This is a genomic window from Myxococcus sp. AS-1-15, from assembly GCF_020037055.1.
Lineage (GTDB): Bacteria > Myxococcota > Myxococcia > Myxococcales > Myxococcaceae > Myxococcus > Myxococcus fulvus.
In genome coordinates, this window is record NZ_JAIQDF010000002.1 from 802,914 (window position 1) to 818,896 (window position 15,983).

Below are 15,983 nucleotides of genomic sequence, written 5' to 3' on the forward strand. Positions count from 1 at the left end.
TCCCTCCCCGACGTGAGGTAGTGGCATGAGCTGGATGGGATTGTCGTTGATTGGCGCCGGGCGCGGCGAGCCCGGTGGCGCGACGTTCACCGGATGGAACCCGGCGGAGGGCGTGGCGCTGGAGGTGCGCTTCCACGCCGCGCGGCCGCATGAGGTGGAGCGGGCGTGCTCGCTCGCGGCGGAGGCGGCGCCGTCGCTCGCGGCCCTGTCCTCGCGGCAGCGCGCGGTGTTCCTGGAGCACATCGCCGAGGCGCTCCTCGCGGCGGAGGCGGACTTCCTCGCGGTGACGCCGAAGGAGACGGGCCTGCCTCCCGCGCGCATCCAGGGGGAGCTGGGCCGCGCGGCGGGACAGTTCCGCCAGTTCGCGCGACTGCTGGAGGAGGGCAGCTGGGTGGACGCGCGCATCGACCACGCGCTGCCCGACAGGAAGCCCCTGCCGCGCGCGGACCTGCGCTCGATGCTGCGCCCGGTGGGACCGGTGGCGGTGTTCGGCGCGAGCAACTTCCCGCTCGCGTTCTCCGTGGCCGGAGGTGACACCGCGTCCGCGCTGGCCGCGGGCTGTCCCGTCGTGGCCAAGGCCCACCCCGCGCACCCGGCGACCTCGGAGCGCGCGGCTCTGGCCATCCGCGCCGCCGTGTCCGCGTGTGGCCTGCACGAAGGTGTGTTCTCGCTCCTGTTCGACGCGGGCACGGAGGTGGGCGCGGCGCTCGTGCGTCACCCGGCCATCCGCTCGGTGGGCTTCACGGGCTCGCGGCAGGGAGGACAGGCGTTGATGGCGCTGGCGGCCTCCCGTCCCCTGCCCATTCCCGTCTTCGCGGAGATGGGCTCCATCAATCCCATCTTCGTGTTGCCGGAGGCCCTAGCCGCGCGACCCGAGGCGATGGCGGACTCGCTGGCCGCGTCGATTCTCCAGGGGGCGGGACAGTTCTGCACCTCGCCCGGCCTGGTCGTGGCGGTGGAGGGTCCGGGGTACGAGGCCTTCCGCGCGCGGCTGGCGGAGAAGCTCGGGGCGGCGTCGCCCGCGCCCATGCTGACGCCGAACATCGCCGAGCGCTTCCGTGAGGGCGTCGGCCGGCTCGCGGCGCGCACGGACACCCGGACCTGTGTGCGGGGTGAGTCTCGGGCGGCGCTCGGGGCCGCGGCGCTGTTCGAGGCGCCGGCCACGGTGGTGCTCGCGGAGCACGCGCTGACCGAGGAGGTGTTCGGCAGCTGTGCGGTGCTGACGCCGGCGAAGGACGCGGCGGAGCTGGTGCGCGTGGCGTCCGGGCTGGAGGGACAGCTCACGGCGACGGTGTTGATGGACGCGGGGGACACGGCGGTGGCGGCGGAGCTGTTCCCCGTGCTGACGGACCGCGTGGGGCGCGTGCTGGTGAACGGGGTGCCCACGGGCGTGGAGGTCTGTCCGGCGATGGTGCACGGCGGGCCCTTCCCGGCCAGCTCGGATGGGCGTTTCACCGCGGTGGGCACCGGGGCCATCCGCCGCTTCGTGCGGCCCGTGTGCTACCAGGACGTGCCGGACGCGCTGTTGCCGGTCGAACTGCGCGAGTCGAACCCGCTGGGCCTGTGGCGCACGGTGGATGGCGTGCTGAAGCGGGAGTGACTCGACTCCCAGGTGGCGCCACGTCCACCCGGGAGTCGTCCCTCGTCTTACGGCCCCGTGTCGAAGCGGGCCTCCAGCTTCACGCCCGAGTACGGCGTCCGGGCGTTGAGCATCAGGTAGATGTAGCTGCCGGTCGGCGGTGACGGGATGTCCACTGTCTCGTCATTGCCTGACAGGTAGGGCCGGTGGTCGTACGTCGTGAGGCTGGGCCACGTCGAGGCGCGCACGTACAGGTCCGCGTTGCCCGTGCCGCCGCTCATCTGGAAGCGCAGGTTGCGCGCGCCATTGGGCACCCACAGGTAGAAGTACTGCAACCCGCTCGTCGCGGACAGCGGCCCGCGGTAGCAGCCATTGCCCAGCATCCTGGAGTCGGAGCCCGTGCACGGTGTCCCCGTCCCTGGCCCCGGACCCGGATTCACACAGGTGCTCGGGTCGCTCGCGGTGGCCACGCACGTCAACCACTCGTGGAACTCCGGGTCGTTCGCCGTGCCCAGCGCGTCGAGTGACTGGCGATACGCGGCGTAGCTCCCCGCCCGGAACTGTCCCAGGAACGTGCCCACCTGGTCCGCGTGCCGCTCGAACATGAAGCGCACCGCGAGGTAGCCCCACGTGTACACGCGCTCCGTGCCGCTGTTGTAGTCGTTGCGCAGAATCTGGCTGAGCTGGAACGCCTTGCCGGCCCCCACCGCCACCGCGCTCGCGTTGTCGCTCTTCTTCGAGATGTACTCGGCCAGGCCCTCAATCCACCAGATGGTGGGCTGGCTCACGCTGGCGCCGAAGTCGCCCTTCATGTCGAAGCGGCCATCCAGGTAGTGCACGTACTCGTGCTCCAGGTTCCATATCTGGAACGTGGGCCGCACCCACTCCGCCTCGTAGGCGATGAACCGCGCCTGGTTGCCCGACGCGGAAGGGTCTCCCTCCAGGTACATTCCACCGTTGTTCGTGTCGATGCCGAACAGCGCGCCCGCGTATGTCTGATAGTCCAGGCTGCTGTCGAAGATGACCATCTCCAGCGCGGTGTTGTTGTCCCCGGCCACCGGCACGCGCCCCGTCTTCAGCATGTCGTGGAAGTACGTCTCCTGCGCGGCGAGCTTGGCGCAGCTCTGGCTGAACTGTGAAGAAGTCATGTCCTGCGCGCGCATGCGCAACGTCGCGCCGCAGTTGTACGTCACGCGCAACACCGCCTGCTCCAGCGTGCGACGGAAGTCACAGATGCCGTAGTACGCGCAGTTCGCGCCGTCGTAGTAGTCCGCCATCTCCGCGGCGCCCACCCAGACGCCCGCCGTGGGCCCCGTCATCTGGTGGTTCGCGATGAGCGCCCGCACCTTGGGACGCGACTTGTCCTGGAGCGCGCCCGGGTACTGGAGGAAGCGCGCCAGCTCGCGCGCGGCGTTGACCGTGAGGTACTGGTTGTCCGTGCCCAGCAGGTGCTCGGTGCGCAGGCCGAAGGACTCCAGCGCGTCGATGATGGCGCTGTCCTGCTGCACGGCCGCGATGAAGGCCGCGTCGTAGTGTCCCCGGAACAGGCCGACGAAGACGTTGTTGGTGGCGGCGCGCATGTACCAGAACGTCTCGGCGGTGGTGTTGAAGCGGTCCAGGAGCCCCTTGAACGTCGCCAGGTGCCGCGCGCTCTCCCCCGCGCTGTCGATGAGCGTGACGAACTCCCGCAGCACCGCGCCGTGCGCGTCGTTGACGTCCCGGAAGTGGCTGTTGGCGACGAAGGCCGCCAGCGCCGGACGGATGGCGTTGCCGAGCGCCGTGCCGTACGCCCCCACCACGTCCGGGCTGTAGAACTGCACGTAGTACCCGGCCCGGAGGAACAGGATGAGCTGGAGCGTCTGCCCGCTGTTGTCCCCCACGTAGCCCTGTGCGCTGGTGGTGAGCGCGTTGGCGATGGTGACCATCTTGCTCTCGATGAACACCTGCCGCGCCAGCGTGCCGGTGACACCGAACAGCGTGTTGACGCACGCCTCCGTGGAGCCCTTCACCAGGGTGACGAGCGCCGCGCCGCTGGCCGAGCCGAAGGCCGCCGTGTCACAGGCGGCCAGCAACGCCCGGGCGGGAGGCGGTGGGGCGAGCTCCTGACGGAGTTGCTCCGGCGCGACGTCGGGCGAGCGCTCTTCGGGCAGGATGCGCTGATGGGCATGCTCCAGCCCGTGAAGGCGCTGGGCGGACCCGGTCGGCGGGGGAGCCCCGGGGCGGGCGTCCGCTCCAGGGGCGAAGACTCCGATACAGAGGGCGAGGACGATGTGACAGCGACACCAATCCGTGATTGGACTGCGCATGCTCGTGCTCCTCGGGGTGGGGGCTTTGCCGCACGGTGTCGACAGGACTGGACGACGCCGACGTGGGTTTCACGCGGTGTTCAAGGTATTCCTGGGCCGGTGCGCTGTTCTTGTGTCTTTCCCACGCGGGGATGAATGGAAACGACCAAAGGGCGAGAGGCGTTGGAGCACTGGCGGGTGGAGTTCATGGGGCGGGTGACGAACCCGCTGTTCGCGGAGGCGCTGTTCGACCGGGTGCCGGACATCGTCTTCTCGGTGAAGGACATCCAGGGCCGGTACGTGTGCATCAGCGAGGCGTGCGCGGAGCGCTGCGGGCTGAAGAGCAAGGCGGCGGCGGTGGGGCGCACGGCGCACGAGCTGTTCCCCCAGCACATGGCGGACCGGTACGTGCGGCAGGACGAGAAGGTGTTCCGCACGGGGCGCCCGCTGGTGGACAACCTGGACCTGACGCTGTTCAACAACCGCGAGCCGGGCTGGTGTCTGACGAGCAAGGTGCCGCTGTTCGACGCCACGGGCGACGTGATGGGGCTGGCGTGTCTGTCAAAGGACATCCACGAGCCGGGGCGCGCGGGGCTGGTGGACGAGCGCTTCGCGGCGACCATCGACTTCATCCAGGCGAACTACGGGGAGCGGCTGCGCATCGACTCGCTGGCGCGGCGCGCGGGCATGTCCGCGGCGCAGTTCGAGCGGCGGATGCGGCGCATCTTCCAGCTCTCCGCGGGGCAGTTCATCATGAAGACGCGCATCGACGCCGCGGCGGAGCGACTGGTGGAGGACGTGCGCGAGCCCATCGCCGCCATCGCGCTGTCCGTGGGCTTCTGCGACCAGAGCGCCCTGTCACGCCAGTTCAAGCAGGTGACGGGCCTGAGTCCCCGCGAGTACCGGCAGCTCGTCGAGTCCGTCCCTGGCACCGCCGTGTCCCGGCGCAAGCGCTGAGGGGCCTGGGGGCTTCCCCAAAGCCTGGCAGGTGTGATGCGCTCCGGGCTGGTCATGAAAGCCTTCACGCTGCCCGTGTCCACCGTCCTGTTCCATGTCGTGGCCCTGGGGTTCTTCGGGGCCTGCGCGGCGTGGCTCGTCCAGGAGTCCCTGCTGCTCGGCGGACGTCGGGCGATGATGGGGTTCGCGGTGGCCGTGGCCTCGGGCGCGCAGGTGCTGTTGTCCTTGAGCACCGTGAGGGGGCTCTGGGTCGCGCGACGCTGCTGTCCGCCCGCGCGCGGGTGGTGACGTATCTTCAGTTCAGGGGTTGGTGCTGGGGCCGTCCTCTCGCTGACGCTCACTTCCGGGCGGCGGGCGCGGGGACCGCACGCTTCTTCCACGGGTCTCCGCCCACGCCGGAGTCCACGAGCTGGAAGGGACTCTCTCCGCTCATCCGCACCAGCCCGAGGCTGGGCACGGAGGCGGACCACCCGGCGGTGATGCCGCCGGAGTAGGAGTACTCGCTCACCTCCAGTGTCCTGCCGGCGAGCGTCTCCAGTTGGATGATGCCCAGCACCCTGAAGACCCTCATCGGCACGACGATGGCGGTCTCCACGGCGGCCTGTCCGGACTGCCTCCCGGCAATCCCGCGTCTGTCATTCGAGTTCGTGGCCCTCCGGCCGGTTGAACCCAGACTCGCTGGAGGCGCGTGCCGTGCTGGAGATGTCAGGCATTGGGGCGCAATGAAATGACAGGTCGCGTGTCTGGTATCAGGTATGGAGCGAGGGATTCCCAGCGGGTCGCAGCCGTCCCTCCCGGGGAGGGAGCCGCCGGGGCCTTGTCCCTGGGGACGATTGTCGGATGGTGGAAAACCCAGGGGTGCCGAAAGGGCGGTCCCTGTGCGGACTGTTAAGGTCACGTGCGCTCCATGTCCCCTCCCCACTCCCCCCCGGAGGCGCCGGTCCCCACCGTGGACCTGTCCCCGGGCGCGCTGTCCCTCCAGGTCCTGGAGAGCCTCCCCCAGCTCGTCTGGATGACCCGCCCCGACGGGCACCACGTCTACTTCAACCGCCGCTGGTACGAGTACACCGGCCTGACGCCCGAGCAGGCGCTGGGCGACGGCTGGTGGCGCATCTTCCACCCGGAGGACGCGCAGGAGGCCGGCAGGCGCTGGGCCCACTCGCTCGCGACGGGGGAGCCCTACGAGGTGGAGTTCCGCTGCCGGCGCCATGATGGCGCCTGGCGGTGGATGCTCGGCCGCGCCAGCCCCCTGCGCGATGCCAAGGGCGACATCCTCCAGTGGTTCGGCACCACCACGGACATCGAGGAGCCCAAGCGCGCCTCGGAGTCCATGCGCTTCCTGGCGGAGGCGGGGGCGCTCCTGTCCTCGTCCGCGCTCGACCTGGACGACACGCTGGCGCTGCTGGCGAAGCTGGCGGTGCCTCAGCTGGCGGACTGGTGCGCGGTGGAGCTGATGGAGGAGGACGGCGGCACGCGCCAGGTGGCGGTGGCGCACGTGGACCCCAGCCGGGTGCGGCTGGCCGAGGAGGTGCGGGTGCGCTACCCGCCCCGCGAGGACGACCCGAACGGCGTGCTGGCCGTCATCCGCACGGGCAGGCCCGTGTTGCTGGAGTCCGTGTCCGACGACGTGCTGGCCCTGGCGGCGCGGGACCGGGAGCACCTGCGCTTCCTCACGGCGCTGGGCCTGCGCTCGGCCATGCTCATCCCCCTGAAGGCGCGCGGCCGCACCCTGGGCGCGCTCACGCTGGTGACGGCCGAGTCCAGCCGGCGCTTCGGACGGGCGGACCTGGCCTTGGGCGAGCAGCTCGCCTCGCGCGCCGCGCTGTCGGTGGACACCGCGCGCCTGTACCGCGAGGCCCAGGCCTCGCTGCGCCGCAGCCAGGAGGAGCGGCGCACCGCCCAGACGCTGCTGCGCATCGGCGAGACGCTGTCGTCGGAGCTGGACCCGGGCGTGCTCGTCCAGCGCATCACCGACGAGACGGTGGCCCTCACCGGCGCGGGCTTCGGCGCCTTCTTCGAGAACCGCGTGGACGAGCGCGGCGAGTCCTACCTGCTCTACACGCTGTCGGGCGCGCCCCGGGAGTCCTTCGCCCACCTGCCCATGCCGCGCAACACCGCCATCTTCGGCCCCACCTTCCGGGGCGAGGGCTCGCGGCTGTACGACGACGTGACGCGCCAGCCCGACTACGGCGGGAGCGCCCCGTACCACGGCATGCCCCAGGGGCACCTGCCGGTGAGGAGCTACCTGGCGGTGTCCGTGAAGAGCCGCTCCGGGGAGATTCTCGGCGGGCTGTTCTTCGGGCACGCGGAGCCGGGGCGCTTTGGCGAGGAGCACGCGCGGCTGGTGGAGGGCGTGGCGTCCCAGGCCGCGGTGGCGCTGGACAACGCGCGCCTGTTCCGCGACGCGCGCCGGGCCGAGGAGCGCTTCCGCTCCCTGGTCACCGCCACCGCGCAGGCCGTGTGGGTGACGCGGCCGGATGGGTTCATCGAGGAGGACAGCCCCTCCTGGCGCGAGTACACCGGCCAGTCGTACGACGAATGGAAGGGCACCGGCTGGCTGGACGCCGTCCACCCCGAGGACCGGGAGGCGGCCAGCCGCGCCTGGACGGCGGCGGTGACGGACGTGAAGCCGTACGAGGTCGAATACCGGCTGCGCCGCCCGGACGGGACGTACTCGCCCACGCTGGCGCGCGCGGTGCCGGTGCTGCACTCGGACGGCAAGCTGCGCGAGTGGATTGGCACCAACACGGACATGACGGCCCAGCGCCGCGTGGAGGAGGGCCTGCGCCGGTTGGACCGTGAGCAGGTGGCCCGCAGGCTGGAGGCGCTGCGCGCGGAGATGAGCGGCGCCCTGGCGAAGGAGGGCTCCGTCTCCGACATCCTCCAGGGCTGCGCGGAGGCGCTGGTGCGCCACCTGGACGCGCAGGTGGCCCGGCTGTGGCTGTACTCGCGCAGCTCCGCCATGTTGGAGCTGGTGGGCAACGCGGGCGTGTTCGCGCCGCCGCGCGAGAAGTGGGCGCGCGTGGCGGTGCACGGCGGCAGCCTGGTGGCGGAGGTGGCCCGCACGCGCGAGCAGGTCTGGGTGGACAAGATGGAGCACGACGCCCGGGTGCTGGACCCGACGTGGATTCGCGAGACGGGGCTGCGCTCGTTCGCGGGCATCCCCTTGCTGGTGCGCGGGCAGCTGGTGGGCGTGATGGGGCTCTACAGCAGGACGGTGCTGGGCGAGGACAAGGTGGCGGCGCTGGCGGCGGTGGCGGACGCGCTCGCGCAGGGGCTGGAGCGCAGGCGCGCGGAGGACTCGCTGCGGCTGCGCGCCAAGGAGCTGGCCCGCTCCAACGAGGAGCTCCAGCAGTTCGCCTACGTGGCCTCGCACGACCTGCAGGAGCCGCTGCGCATGGTGGCCGGCTACACGCAGCTGCTCGCGCGGCGCTACCAGGGCAAGCTGGACGCGGAGGCGGACACCTTCATCCACTACGCGGTGGACGGCGTCACGCGCATGCAGCGGCTCATCCAGGACCTGCTGACGTACTCGCGCGTGGGCACGCAGGGCCGCGAGCCGCGCGCGGTGGACGCGGGGCGCGCGGTGGAGCGGGCGCGGGCCAACCTCCAGGTGGCGCTGCAGGAGTCGGGCGCCCAGCTCGAGACAGGCCCGCTGCCGATGGTGCTCGCGGACGAGACGCAGCTGGTGCAGCTGTTCCAGAACCTCATCGGCAACGCGCTCAAGTTCCACGGGGCCGCGCCGCCCAGGGTGGAGGTGGCCGCCGAGGTGAAGGGCGCGGAGGCGCGCTTCACGGTGAGGGACTGGGGCATCGGCATCGACGCGCAGGACTTCGAGCGCATCTTCGTCATCTTCCAGCGCCTGCACGGCAAGGAGTCGTTCGCCGGGACGGGCATCGGGCTGGCCATCTGCAAGAAAATCGTGGAGCGTCTGGGAGGTCGCATCGGCGTGGAGTCCAAGGTGGGCGAGGGCAGCACGTTCTGGTTCACCCTGCCGCTGGCGCCGTCGGTGCCCGCGTCTTCCGAGGTGTCGTCATGAGTGACATCGGCACCGAGGAGCGCCCGCTGCGGCTGTTGCTGGTGGAGGACAACCCGGGCGACGCGCTCCTGCTCCAGGAGGAGCTGCGCGAGGTCACCGCCACGCGCTTCGAGGTGCTCCACGTCGAGCGCCTGGCGGACGCGGTGCGCGTGGTGAGCGAGGGGCCGCCGGTGGACGCGGTGCTCCTGGACCTGTCGCTGCCGGACGGGCACGGGCTGGGCAACATCCCGCCGCTGCTCCAGGCCGCGCCGTCGGTGCCGCTGGTGGTGCTCACCGGCACGGACGACGAGCGCCTGGCGGTGCGCGCGGTGCACGAGGGCGCGCAGGACTACCTGGTGAAGGGCCAGGTGTCGGGGCCGCTGCTGGTGCGCGCGCTCAGGTACGCCATCGAGCGCAAGCGGGTGGAGGAGGGGCTCAAGCGCGAGGAGGCCGCGCGGCGCACGGCCACGTTCCGCGAGCAGTTCCTGGGCATCCTCGGCCATGACTTGCGAAACCCCCTGCAGGCCATCGCCGGCAACGCGTCACTGCTGCTGCGTCACGGGGGCTTGAGCGAGCCGCAGCGCAAGGCCATCAACCGCATCTCCATCTCCGCGGACCGCATGGCGCGGATGATCAATGACTTGCTCGACTTCACGCGCACGCGGCTGGGCGCGGGGTACGTGCTGGAGCGGGCGCGGATGAACCTGCACGAGGTGCTGCGGCAGGTGGTGGAGGAGCTGGAGGTGGCGCACCCGCGCCGCCAGTTCGAGCTGTCGCTCACGGGCAACGGCTGGGGGGACTGGGACGGGGACCGCATCGCGCAGGCGGCGTCGAACCTGGTGGGCAACGCCGTGCAGTACTCCCCGGAGGACACCGTGGTGCGCGTGACGGTGGCGGACGCGGAGGGCGGCGTGCGGGTGGAGGTCCACAACTGGGGCCTGCCCATCCCGGCCGAGCGCCTGGGCTCCATCTTCGACCCCTTCGGTCGCGCGCAGGACAAGCGCAGCGCGCAGCGCAACGGCCTGGGCCTGGGGCTCTACATCACCCACGAAATCGTCCGGGCCCACGGGGGCCTCTTGGGCGTGTCGTCCTCCGCCCAGGAGGGGACGGCCTTCTGGCTGAGCCTGCCGCGGCAGTTCGTCACCGAGGAGTGAAGGGACACCCCGGCAACCCCCTGGCCGCCCGCCCGCTGACTCGAGGGGCGGGCCGGGCGGGCGCGCGGCACGGGTCGCGGCGGGAAGAAGGAGGACACACCCTTCTTGGGTGCGTTCAACCTGGCCGGCGCTCTTCGGGTGGCGGCCCCCAACCTCGAGGTCCAGCGATGACCATTCTCGGCGCGGCGCTCATTGGAACGCTCCTCTTCGGCCTCATCATCTTCGCCGTCATCCTCTTCGGCGCGGCCGGCAACAAGTGGGAGAAGGACATCCGCGAGGTGACTGAAAACCAGCGGGCGCGCGGCATCGTCGGTGACGTGACGATGAACGACCAGGACGATGAGCACCACCACCCCGGCCCCCACGTGCACGCGCACGCCTGAGGCGGCGGCCTACCTGGGCCGCGGGCTGTAGTAGCGACGCAGCCAGCGGCTCAGCCCGTCCAGGCCGGGGAAGAGCACCCGCTCGGTGAGGTTCGCCTGGTCCAGCTTGTCGCGCACCTCCCACTTGAGGTCCGCGGGGATGATGAGCCGGCGCACGCCCTGCTTGCGCCGCTCCAGGAAGCTGTCCAGGCGCGCGTCCGGCCCGTTCATCACCGAGAAGAGCGCGAACTGGTTGACGATGCGCGCGTCCAACGACGGCGGCTCGAAGAAGAGCACGAACGGGTGGCGCGCCAGCCGGTCCAAATCAGAGATGGACGGCGCCACCTCCGCCAGCATCTCCCCGGAGAACACGTCCGCGCCCTCGCGCTTGAGCAGCGTCTTGAGCGGGCGGGGCAGCAGCCGGTTCGTCTCCCGGTAGTCCACGCACCACACCACGCCGTCCTCGTGCGCCAGGTCCGAGTCCTCGGTGAGGAAGTGCAGCGCGACGTAGGGGCTGAACGTCCAGTCCAGCATGCGCGTGGGCAGGCCGTGGTGCTGCGCCAGGGCGAGCCAATCCCAGACGGAGTCCAGGGGCTCACGGGGCGTGCCGCGCGCGTACTTGCGGAAGGCGCGCAGCAGGTCCTTCTCCTTGCGGACGAACAGGCCCCGGCGGTTGAGCGCGGTGGACAGGTCGTGCTCGGCGTGGGGCATGCCGCGGAACACGTAGCTGGCGCGGTGGCGGCCCAGCGCCTCGTTCCAGGAGTCCGCGAACAGCGCCTCCTGGAGCTCCAGCCATGAGCTGACCCGGTGCTCTTGCATGCGAAGGCCCGTGTCCCCACGACAGGGGACACACGGCCTTCAAGATGCGGCGCGAGGGGCTGCTTGGGAAGCCGCGCGTCAGACGACGCGCGAGTCGGTGGGCGCGAAGGACCGGGCCGGCGTCGTGGAACGCGTCGGGTGGGTGAGCCGGTGGAGGATGCGCGACAGCTCGGTCGAATCGAAGGGCTTGCGCAACAGGCACACCGCGCCCTCGAAGCTGGGCAGCTCCAGCTCCAGCCCCGTGGTGAGCACCACCGGCAGGTCCGACAGCTCACGCTGCGCGTGCAGGAGCCGGATGAGGTCCCGGCCCTCGATGTCGGGCAGGAGCCAGTCGAGCACCAGCACGTCCACGCGGGGCTCGGCGAAGAAGGCCTTGAGGGCCGAGAAGCCGCTGTCGCACGGCACGACGCGGTAGCCCTCCATCTCCATGGCCTCGGCCACCGCCTCTCGAAGGAGGCCATCATCCTCGGCCAGGACGACGACGGGACGGTAGGTCATGCGCTCGGGCTCACAGCGGCCGGAAGGAGACATCCAACGAGCGGCGCGTGGGTCCGGCGCTCCCACCGCCTTGCGAAGGACAAGAACCCCGGAGGCCCCCGGCCCTCCTCCCGCACCTGGAGGGAGGGCCGGTCCAGCGGAGTCCGGACGGGCGGCCTAGGGCCTGCCGTTCTCCGCGGGCTGGTTGAAGGCGTACTGGTCCGCGCCGGGCGCGGTGTCCTGCTGGAACAGGGGGCACCTGGAGCAGGTGAAGCTGTCCCAATCCTGGCGCACCGCCACGTCGATGCAGCCGCCATAGAAGCGGCAGTGCACGTTGCGGTGCTCCTCGATGGAGAAGGACTCCGCGCGCATGGGCAGGCGGAACTCGGTGGGACGTGGCTGTGGACAGGACATGATGACTCTCTTGCCCCCCTCGTGGGTGCGATGAACCGTTTACCGGCTGGTGCGACGCGTCATTCCCATCTGCGAGTCCGGAGCGCGGGCACCACGAGGTGCACCTGATAAGGGCCAGCAGCAAGGGTTGCCAACCCGCGGGGTCGTCCGTTCGAGGGGCGAGGTGCCAGGCGTGTGGGAGGGGCCTGACGGGCACGGGCGGGGAGGGCTGGCTTCATCCGAACACTTCACCCGGTGGCGCCTTTCCCGGAAGATGCGGGCGTGTCCGCCCCCCTCCGTCCCCCTCGTCCGGCTCCCTCGTCGTCCCGCGGCGCGCTCGGCGCCTTCGCCCTGGCCGCGCTGCTGGCCCTGACGGCCTGCTCGGCCTTCTCCCGCGCCGTGAAGGAGGGCGACACCGCCAGCCAGCAGCAGAAGTGGGCGGAGGCGGAGGCGGCCTACCTGCGCGCGCTCGCCGCGGACCCGGAGGCCTCCGAGGTGACGGTGAAGCTGCGCGAGGTGCGCCGCGCCTGGAGCCAGGTGGTGCTGGAGGAGGCCCGGAGCGTCCATGACGCGGGCGACCTGGACGGCGCCATGAAGCGGCTGGTGCGCGCCCTGGAGCTGGACGCGGAGAACGTGGCGGCCAGGGAGCTGCTCAACGTGACGCTGGACGAGCGGGTGGCCGTGGCGCTCACCGCGCTCAAGGCGGACAAGCTCCAGGAGGCGCGCGCGGAGCTGGACGCGGTGCTGGCGGTGGCCCCGGACCACGCGGGCGCCAAGAAGGCCCTGGACGCGGTGCAGGTGGCGTGGGCGAAGCGCTGGTTCAACACCGGGGACGGGCTGGAGAAGGCGGGCAAGCTGGGCAACGCGCTCGTCGCCTACGTGCGCGCGGACCAGGAGCGCGTGGGCGCCACCGCGGCGCGCGAGCGGGCGGAGGCGGTGCGCCAGAAGCTGCGCGACGAGGTGGCCTTCCTGGTCGTGGCGACGCCGGTGGAGGACCGCGCGGGCGCGCCCGACGTGGCGCAGCGGCTGGCGGCGGGGCGGCTGGCGGCCATGCTGCCCACGCACCTGCCCCTGCGCGTGGTGACCGAGGCCCCCGAGGGGCGCGAGGGCGTGAAGCTGGACCTGTCGCTGGAGCGCGTGCTGCCGCTCAAGGCGGTGGAGGACTCGCAGCGCTCGCACCGCTACCTCGCGGGCAAGACGTCCGTGCCCAATCCCCGCCGCGCCGGCTTCGAGACGAAGCTGCTGCAGGCCGAGCGCACCCAGGAGGAGGTGGACCGCAAGCAGGCCCAGGCCCTGCGCGAGTACCTGCGCCTGCAGACGGAGCTCAACCTGCTGCGCGCGGGGACGGAGCGCTGCCGCGAGCGCGAGCGCCGCGAGTGCCTGGAGGCGCTGAAGGAGTGCGGCGAGGCCGCGCGCGAGGCGGAGAAGCCCGGCACGCTGCCCGGGGAGTGCAGCCCCGCCCGCTGCGCCTCCAGCTCCTGCGCGAAGGAGGAGCAGGCGCTGGCGCTGCTGCTGGCGGCGGTGAAGGTCAAGGAGGCCAGCCTGGAGGCCGCGCTGGAGAAGTCGGAGACGCAGCGCATCGAGGTGCAGCGCCACCGCGACACCACGTTCCGCGAGCCCGTCACGGTGGAGGAGCCGATGTACTCGGACTTCGTCTACGACGTGCAGCTCCACCGGCTCACCGTGACGGCCTCCGTCACCGCGGTGATGCGGGACCTGCTCAAGTCCCAGGTGCCCGCGCCGCACACGGATGACTTCTCCGTGATGCACGAGGACCTGGCGCACAAGGGCTACGACCGGTACGGCGTGCTGGCGGACCCGGTGCAGCTGCGCAACGAGCTGGAGCTGCGCGTGGAGGTGGGCGACAAGGCCGTGTCGGACCTGGCCCGCCGGGTGAAGGAGCGCTTCGATGCGTACCGGGGCAAGCGCGTGGAGGACGCGCGCCGGGGCATGGTGCGCCCGGGCGCCGAGGACGTGGTGGAGACCGCCGTGCGCGCGCTGCTGCTCACCGCGGACGCGCCCCCCGCGGATGTCCTCCAGCCCCTGGCCCGCGCGCGCGGCCTCAACCGCCCCGAGACGCTGCTGGGCCTGTAAGTCGCCGCTGCCCCTGTAACCAGAGTCCGTACGGACCCGCGACACCTTTCGACTCAGGTGTCCTGTCCCAGGACACTTTGGTTACGGGGTTGTAACCATTTGGAATCAAAGGACACGGACTTCAAAGTGTCATGAGTCTTTACGCCGTGGTCCCCGAGGCGTGGAGTCCAGGCGCTCCGTGGATACCGGGTGTTTTAGTGGGAAGCTAAGGGAAATCCGCTAGTTACCTGGATGGCATGACACCTGCTCAGGGCAGGGGTCCCCGGGCTGTGGGAGTCCGGGAGCCTCATTCCTCTGCGAAGAAGGATGTTCATGTCCCAGTCCAAGATTGTCGGTGCCCTCGCGGGCCTGGCGCTGCTGGCCGGTTGCGGCGGCGAAAACACCACCCCTCCCCCCTCCGAGGAGGTCAGCCAGGGAATGTCGTGGGAGGAGTTCCTCGCGGGCGTGTACCAGGAGCCCGACACCGGCATCTTCATCGCGGATGGTGACACGCCGTTCGCCAGCGAGAAGCACCTGCGCGAGTTCTATGAGAACAACGTGCGCAACGGGCAGCTCATCGTCCACACCGCGGGCGGCGTGGACGCGGCCTGGAACGCGACGCAGAAGAAGAACATCACCTACTGCGTGAGCTCCTCGTCGTTCGGCACCCGGTACAACACCGCGGTGGCGGCCATGAAGAGCGCGGCCGAGGCCTGGGAGGCCGTGGCCAACGTGGACTTCGTGCACGTGGTGGCGCAGGACGGCAACTGCACCGCGAGCAACGGCAACGTCGTCTTCGACGTGCGCATCGTGAACTCGGGCAACCAGTACCTGGCCCGCGCGTTCTTCCCGAACGACACGCGCGCCAACCGCAACGTGCTCATCGACACGTCGGCCTTCGGCAGCATCCCGCCGTGGACGCTCGAGGGCATCCTGCGCCACGAGCTGGGCCACACGCTGGGCTTCCGCCACGAGCACACCCGTCCCCAGGCCGGCACGTGCTTCGAGGACAACAACTGGCGTCAGCTGACGGCGTACGACTCCGCGTCCGTCATGCACTATCCGCAGTGCAACGGCACCCAGAACGGGGACCTGGTCATCACCGCGCTTGACGCGCAGGGCGCCGTGGCGCTCTACGGCGCGCCGGGCGGCACGGACCCGGAGCCGCCGGGTCCTGGCACGGGCACCCCGACGACGACGACGCTCACGGGCTCCGTGGCGGCGAGCACCAACAACGCCTTCCCGGCCATCAACGTGGTGCCCGGCACGGCCTTCAACGTGACGATGACGGGCACGGGTGACCCGGACCTGTACGTGCGCTTCGGCGCGGCCCCCACCACGACGACGTACAACTGCCGCCCGTACCTCAGCGGCGCGTCGGAGTCCTGCAACCTGACGGTGCCCGCGGGCGTGACGACGGCGTACGTCATGGTGCGTGGCTACACGGCCGCCACCTTCACGCTGACCATCAACTACACCCGTCCGGACGCGGGTGGCACGCCCGCGACGGACACGAAGTCGGGCTCGGTGGCCTCGGGCAGCGTCACCGACTTCCCCGCGTACACCGTGGTCGCGGGCAGCACGTTCAAGGTCGTGATGACGGGCTCGGGTGACCCGGACCTCTACGTCCGCTTCGGCTCCGCGCCCACCACCACGGCGTACAACTGCCGCCCGTACCAGACGGGCGCCGCCGAGACGTGCGAGCTGACGGTGCCCGCCGGCCAGACGAGCGCGTACGTCCAGGTCCGCGGCTACACGGCGGGCACGTACAACCTGGCCATCAGCTACACCAAGCCGTAGTCCACGCTCCCGACACCCGGGAGTGAAGCACGGGCGGTCTTCCCGAGTCGGGGAGGCCGCCCGTGG

13 protein-coding genes are annotated in these 15,983 nt (G+C 71.1%); 8 read left to right on the forward strand and 5 right to left on the reverse strand.

Translation table 11 applies throughout. From position 1 onward, the window contains the following. The first annotated feature begins 25 nt into the window (after positions 1-25). Positions 26-1,600, forward strand: a complete 1,575-nt coding sequence (locus K8625_RS09065; protein WP_223782437.1) for an aldehyde dehydrogenase (NADP(+)) — start codon at positions 26-28, stop codon at positions 1,598-1,600. 47 nt (positions 1,601-1,647) lie between these two features. Here the strand turns inward: K8625_RS09065 and K8625_RS09070 are convergent, their stop codons facing one another. Then, complete coding sequence (locus K8625_RS09070; protein ID WP_223782438.1) at positions 1,648-3,885, reverse strand: M9 family metallopeptidase; 2,238 nt, start codon at positions 3,883-3,885, stop codon at positions 1,648-1,650. A 135-nt stretch (positions 3,886-4,020) separates the two neighbouring features. Here K8625_RS09070 and K8625_RS09075 point away from each other — a divergent pair, with 135 nt between their 5' ends. Together K8625_RS09075 and K8625_RS09080 are read left to right on the forward strand one after the other, a co-directional pair. Next, positions 4,021-4,821 carry an AraC family transcriptional regulator gene (locus tag K8625_RS09075; protein ID WP_223782439.1) on the forward strand — a complete coding sequence of 267 codons (801 nt, stop codon included), beginning with the start codon at positions 4,021-4,023 and terminating at the stop codon, positions 4,819-4,821. 54 nt (positions 4,822-4,875) lie between these two features. Next, positions 4,876-5,109 carry a hypothetical protein gene (locus K8625_RS09080; RefSeq protein ID WP_223749332.1) on the forward strand — a complete coding sequence of 78 codons (234 nt, stop codon included), beginning with the start codon at positions 4,876-4,878 and terminating at the stop codon, positions 5,107-5,109. Between the two features lie 49 nt (positions 5,110-5,158). On the opposite strand, the gene K8625_RS09085 is transcribed toward K8625_RS09080, so the two are convergent. Further along, positions 5,159-5,416: a hypothetical protein gene (locus K8625_RS09085; protein WP_223782440.1), complete on the reverse strand. Its 258-nt coding sequence runs from the start codon at positions 5,414-5,416 to the stop codon at positions 5,159-5,161. A gap of 312 nt (positions 5,417-5,728) precedes the next feature. On the opposite strand from K8625_RS09085, the gene K8625_RS09090 reads away from it, so the two are divergent. The 3 genes from K8625_RS09090 (at position 5,729) to K8625_RS09100 (ending at position 10,376) form a co-directional block, all read left to right on the forward strand. Then, positions 5,729-8,860 (forward strand): PAS domain-containing protein, encoded by a 3,132-nt coding sequence (locus K8625_RS09090; protein ID WP_223782441.1) that lies wholly within the window; start codon positions 5,729-5,731, stop codon positions 8,858-8,860. Further along, complete coding sequence (locus K8625_RS09095; protein WP_223749335.1) at positions 8,857-9,993, forward strand: HAMP domain-containing sensor histidine kinase; 1,137 nt, start codon at positions 8,857-8,859, stop codon at positions 9,991-9,993. The genes K8625_RS09090 and K8625_RS09095 overlap by 4 nt, the downstream gene beginning before the upstream one ends. Positions 9,994-10,160: 167 nt before the next feature. Continuing rightward, entirely contained in the window at positions 10,161-10,376 is a 216-nt protein-coding gene (locus tag K8625_RS09100; RefSeq protein WP_223749336.1) for a hypothetical protein, read from the forward strand. A gap of 9 nt (positions 10,377-10,385) precedes the next feature. Here the strand turns inward: K8625_RS09100 and K8625_RS09105 are convergent, their stop codons facing one another. The 3 genes from K8625_RS09105 to K8625_RS09115 form a co-directional block, all read right to left on the reverse strand. Beyond that, complete coding sequence (locus tag K8625_RS09105) at positions 10,386-11,174, reverse strand: FRG domain-containing protein (protein WP_141332834.1); 789 nt, start codon at positions 11,172-11,174, stop codon at positions 10,386-10,388. A 78-nt stretch (positions 11,175-11,252) separates the two neighbouring features. After that, a complete protein-coding gene (locus K8625_RS09110; RefSeq protein ID WP_223782442.1) occupies positions 11,253-11,672 on the reverse strand; it encodes a response regulator in 420 nt (139 codons plus the stop codon). A gap of 156 nt (positions 11,673-11,828) precedes the next feature. Continuing rightward, positions 11,829-12,065: a hypothetical protein gene (locus K8625_RS09115; protein ID WP_046710939.1), complete on the reverse strand. Its 237-nt coding sequence runs from the start codon at positions 12,063-12,065 to the stop codon at positions 11,829-11,831. A 261-nt stretch (positions 12,066-12,326) separates the two neighbouring features. On the opposite strand from K8625_RS09115, the gene traC reads away from it, so the two are divergent. Both traC and K8625_RS09125 read left to right on the forward strand, forming a co-directional pair. Then, the gene (gene traC / locus K8625_RS09120) at positions 12,327-14,138 is read left to right on the forward strand and encodes an outer membrane exchange accessory lipoprotein TraC (protein WP_223782443.1); all 1,812 of its coding nucleotides are present in this window, start codon (positions 12,327-12,329) and stop codon (positions 14,136-14,138) included. A 312-nt stretch (positions 14,139-14,450) separates the two neighbouring features. Further along, entirely contained in the window at positions 14,451-15,917 is a 1,467-nt protein-coding gene (locus K8625_RS09125; protein ID WP_223749340.1) for a M57 family metalloprotease, read from the forward strand. Positions 15,918-15,983 lie beyond the last annotated feature (66 nt).

What these genes read in the sequence shown, in the direction of transcription:
- K8625_RS09095 (WP_223749335.1), top strand. Translation starts at nt 8,857, where the DNA reads ATGAGTGACATCGGCACCGAGGAGCGCCCGCTGCGGCTGTTGCTGGTG.
- K8625_RS09075 (WP_223782439.1), top strand. Translation starts at nt 4,021, where the DNA reads ATGGAAACGACCAAAGGGCGAGAGGCGTTGGAGCACTGGCGGGTGGAG.
- K8625_RS09105 (WP_141332834.1), bottom strand. Translation starts at nt 11,174, where the DNA reads ATGCAAGAGCACCGGGTCAGCTCATGGCTGGAGCTCCAGGAGGCGCTG.
- K8625_RS09110 (WP_223782442.1), bottom strand. Translation starts at nt 11,672, where the DNA reads ATGACCTACCGTCCCGTCGTCGTCCTGGCCGAGGATGATGGCCTCCTT.
- K8625_RS09090 (WP_223782441.1), top strand. Translation starts at nt 5,729, where the DNA reads ATGTCCCCTCCCCACTCCCCCCCGGAGGCGCCGGTCCCCACCGTGGAC.
- K8625_RS09100 (WP_223749336.1), top strand. Translation starts at nt 10,161, where the DNA reads ATGACCATTCTCGGCGCGGCGCTCATTGGAACGCTCCTCTTCGGCCTC.
- K8625_RS09070 (WP_223782438.1), bottom strand. Translation starts at nt 3,885, where the DNA reads ATGCGCAGTCCAATCACGGATTGGTGTCGCTGTCACATCGTCCTCGCC.
- K8625_RS09125 (WP_223749340.1), top strand. Translation starts at nt 14,451, where the DNA reads ATGTCCCAGTCCAAGATTGTCGGTGCCCTCGCGGGCCTGGCGCTGCTG.
- K8625_RS09065 (WP_223782437.1), top strand. Translation starts at nt 26, where the DNA reads ATGAGCTGGATGGGATTGTCGTTGATTGGCGCCGGGCGCGGCGAGCCC.
- K8625_RS09115 (WP_046710939.1), bottom strand. Translation starts at nt 12,065, where the DNA reads ATGTCCTGTCCACAGCCACGTCCCACCGAGTTCCGCCTGCCCATGCGC.
- K8625_RS09080 (WP_223749332.1), top strand. Translation starts at nt 4,876, where the DNA reads ATGAAAGCCTTCACGCTGCCCGTGTCCACCGTCCTGTTCCATGTCGTG.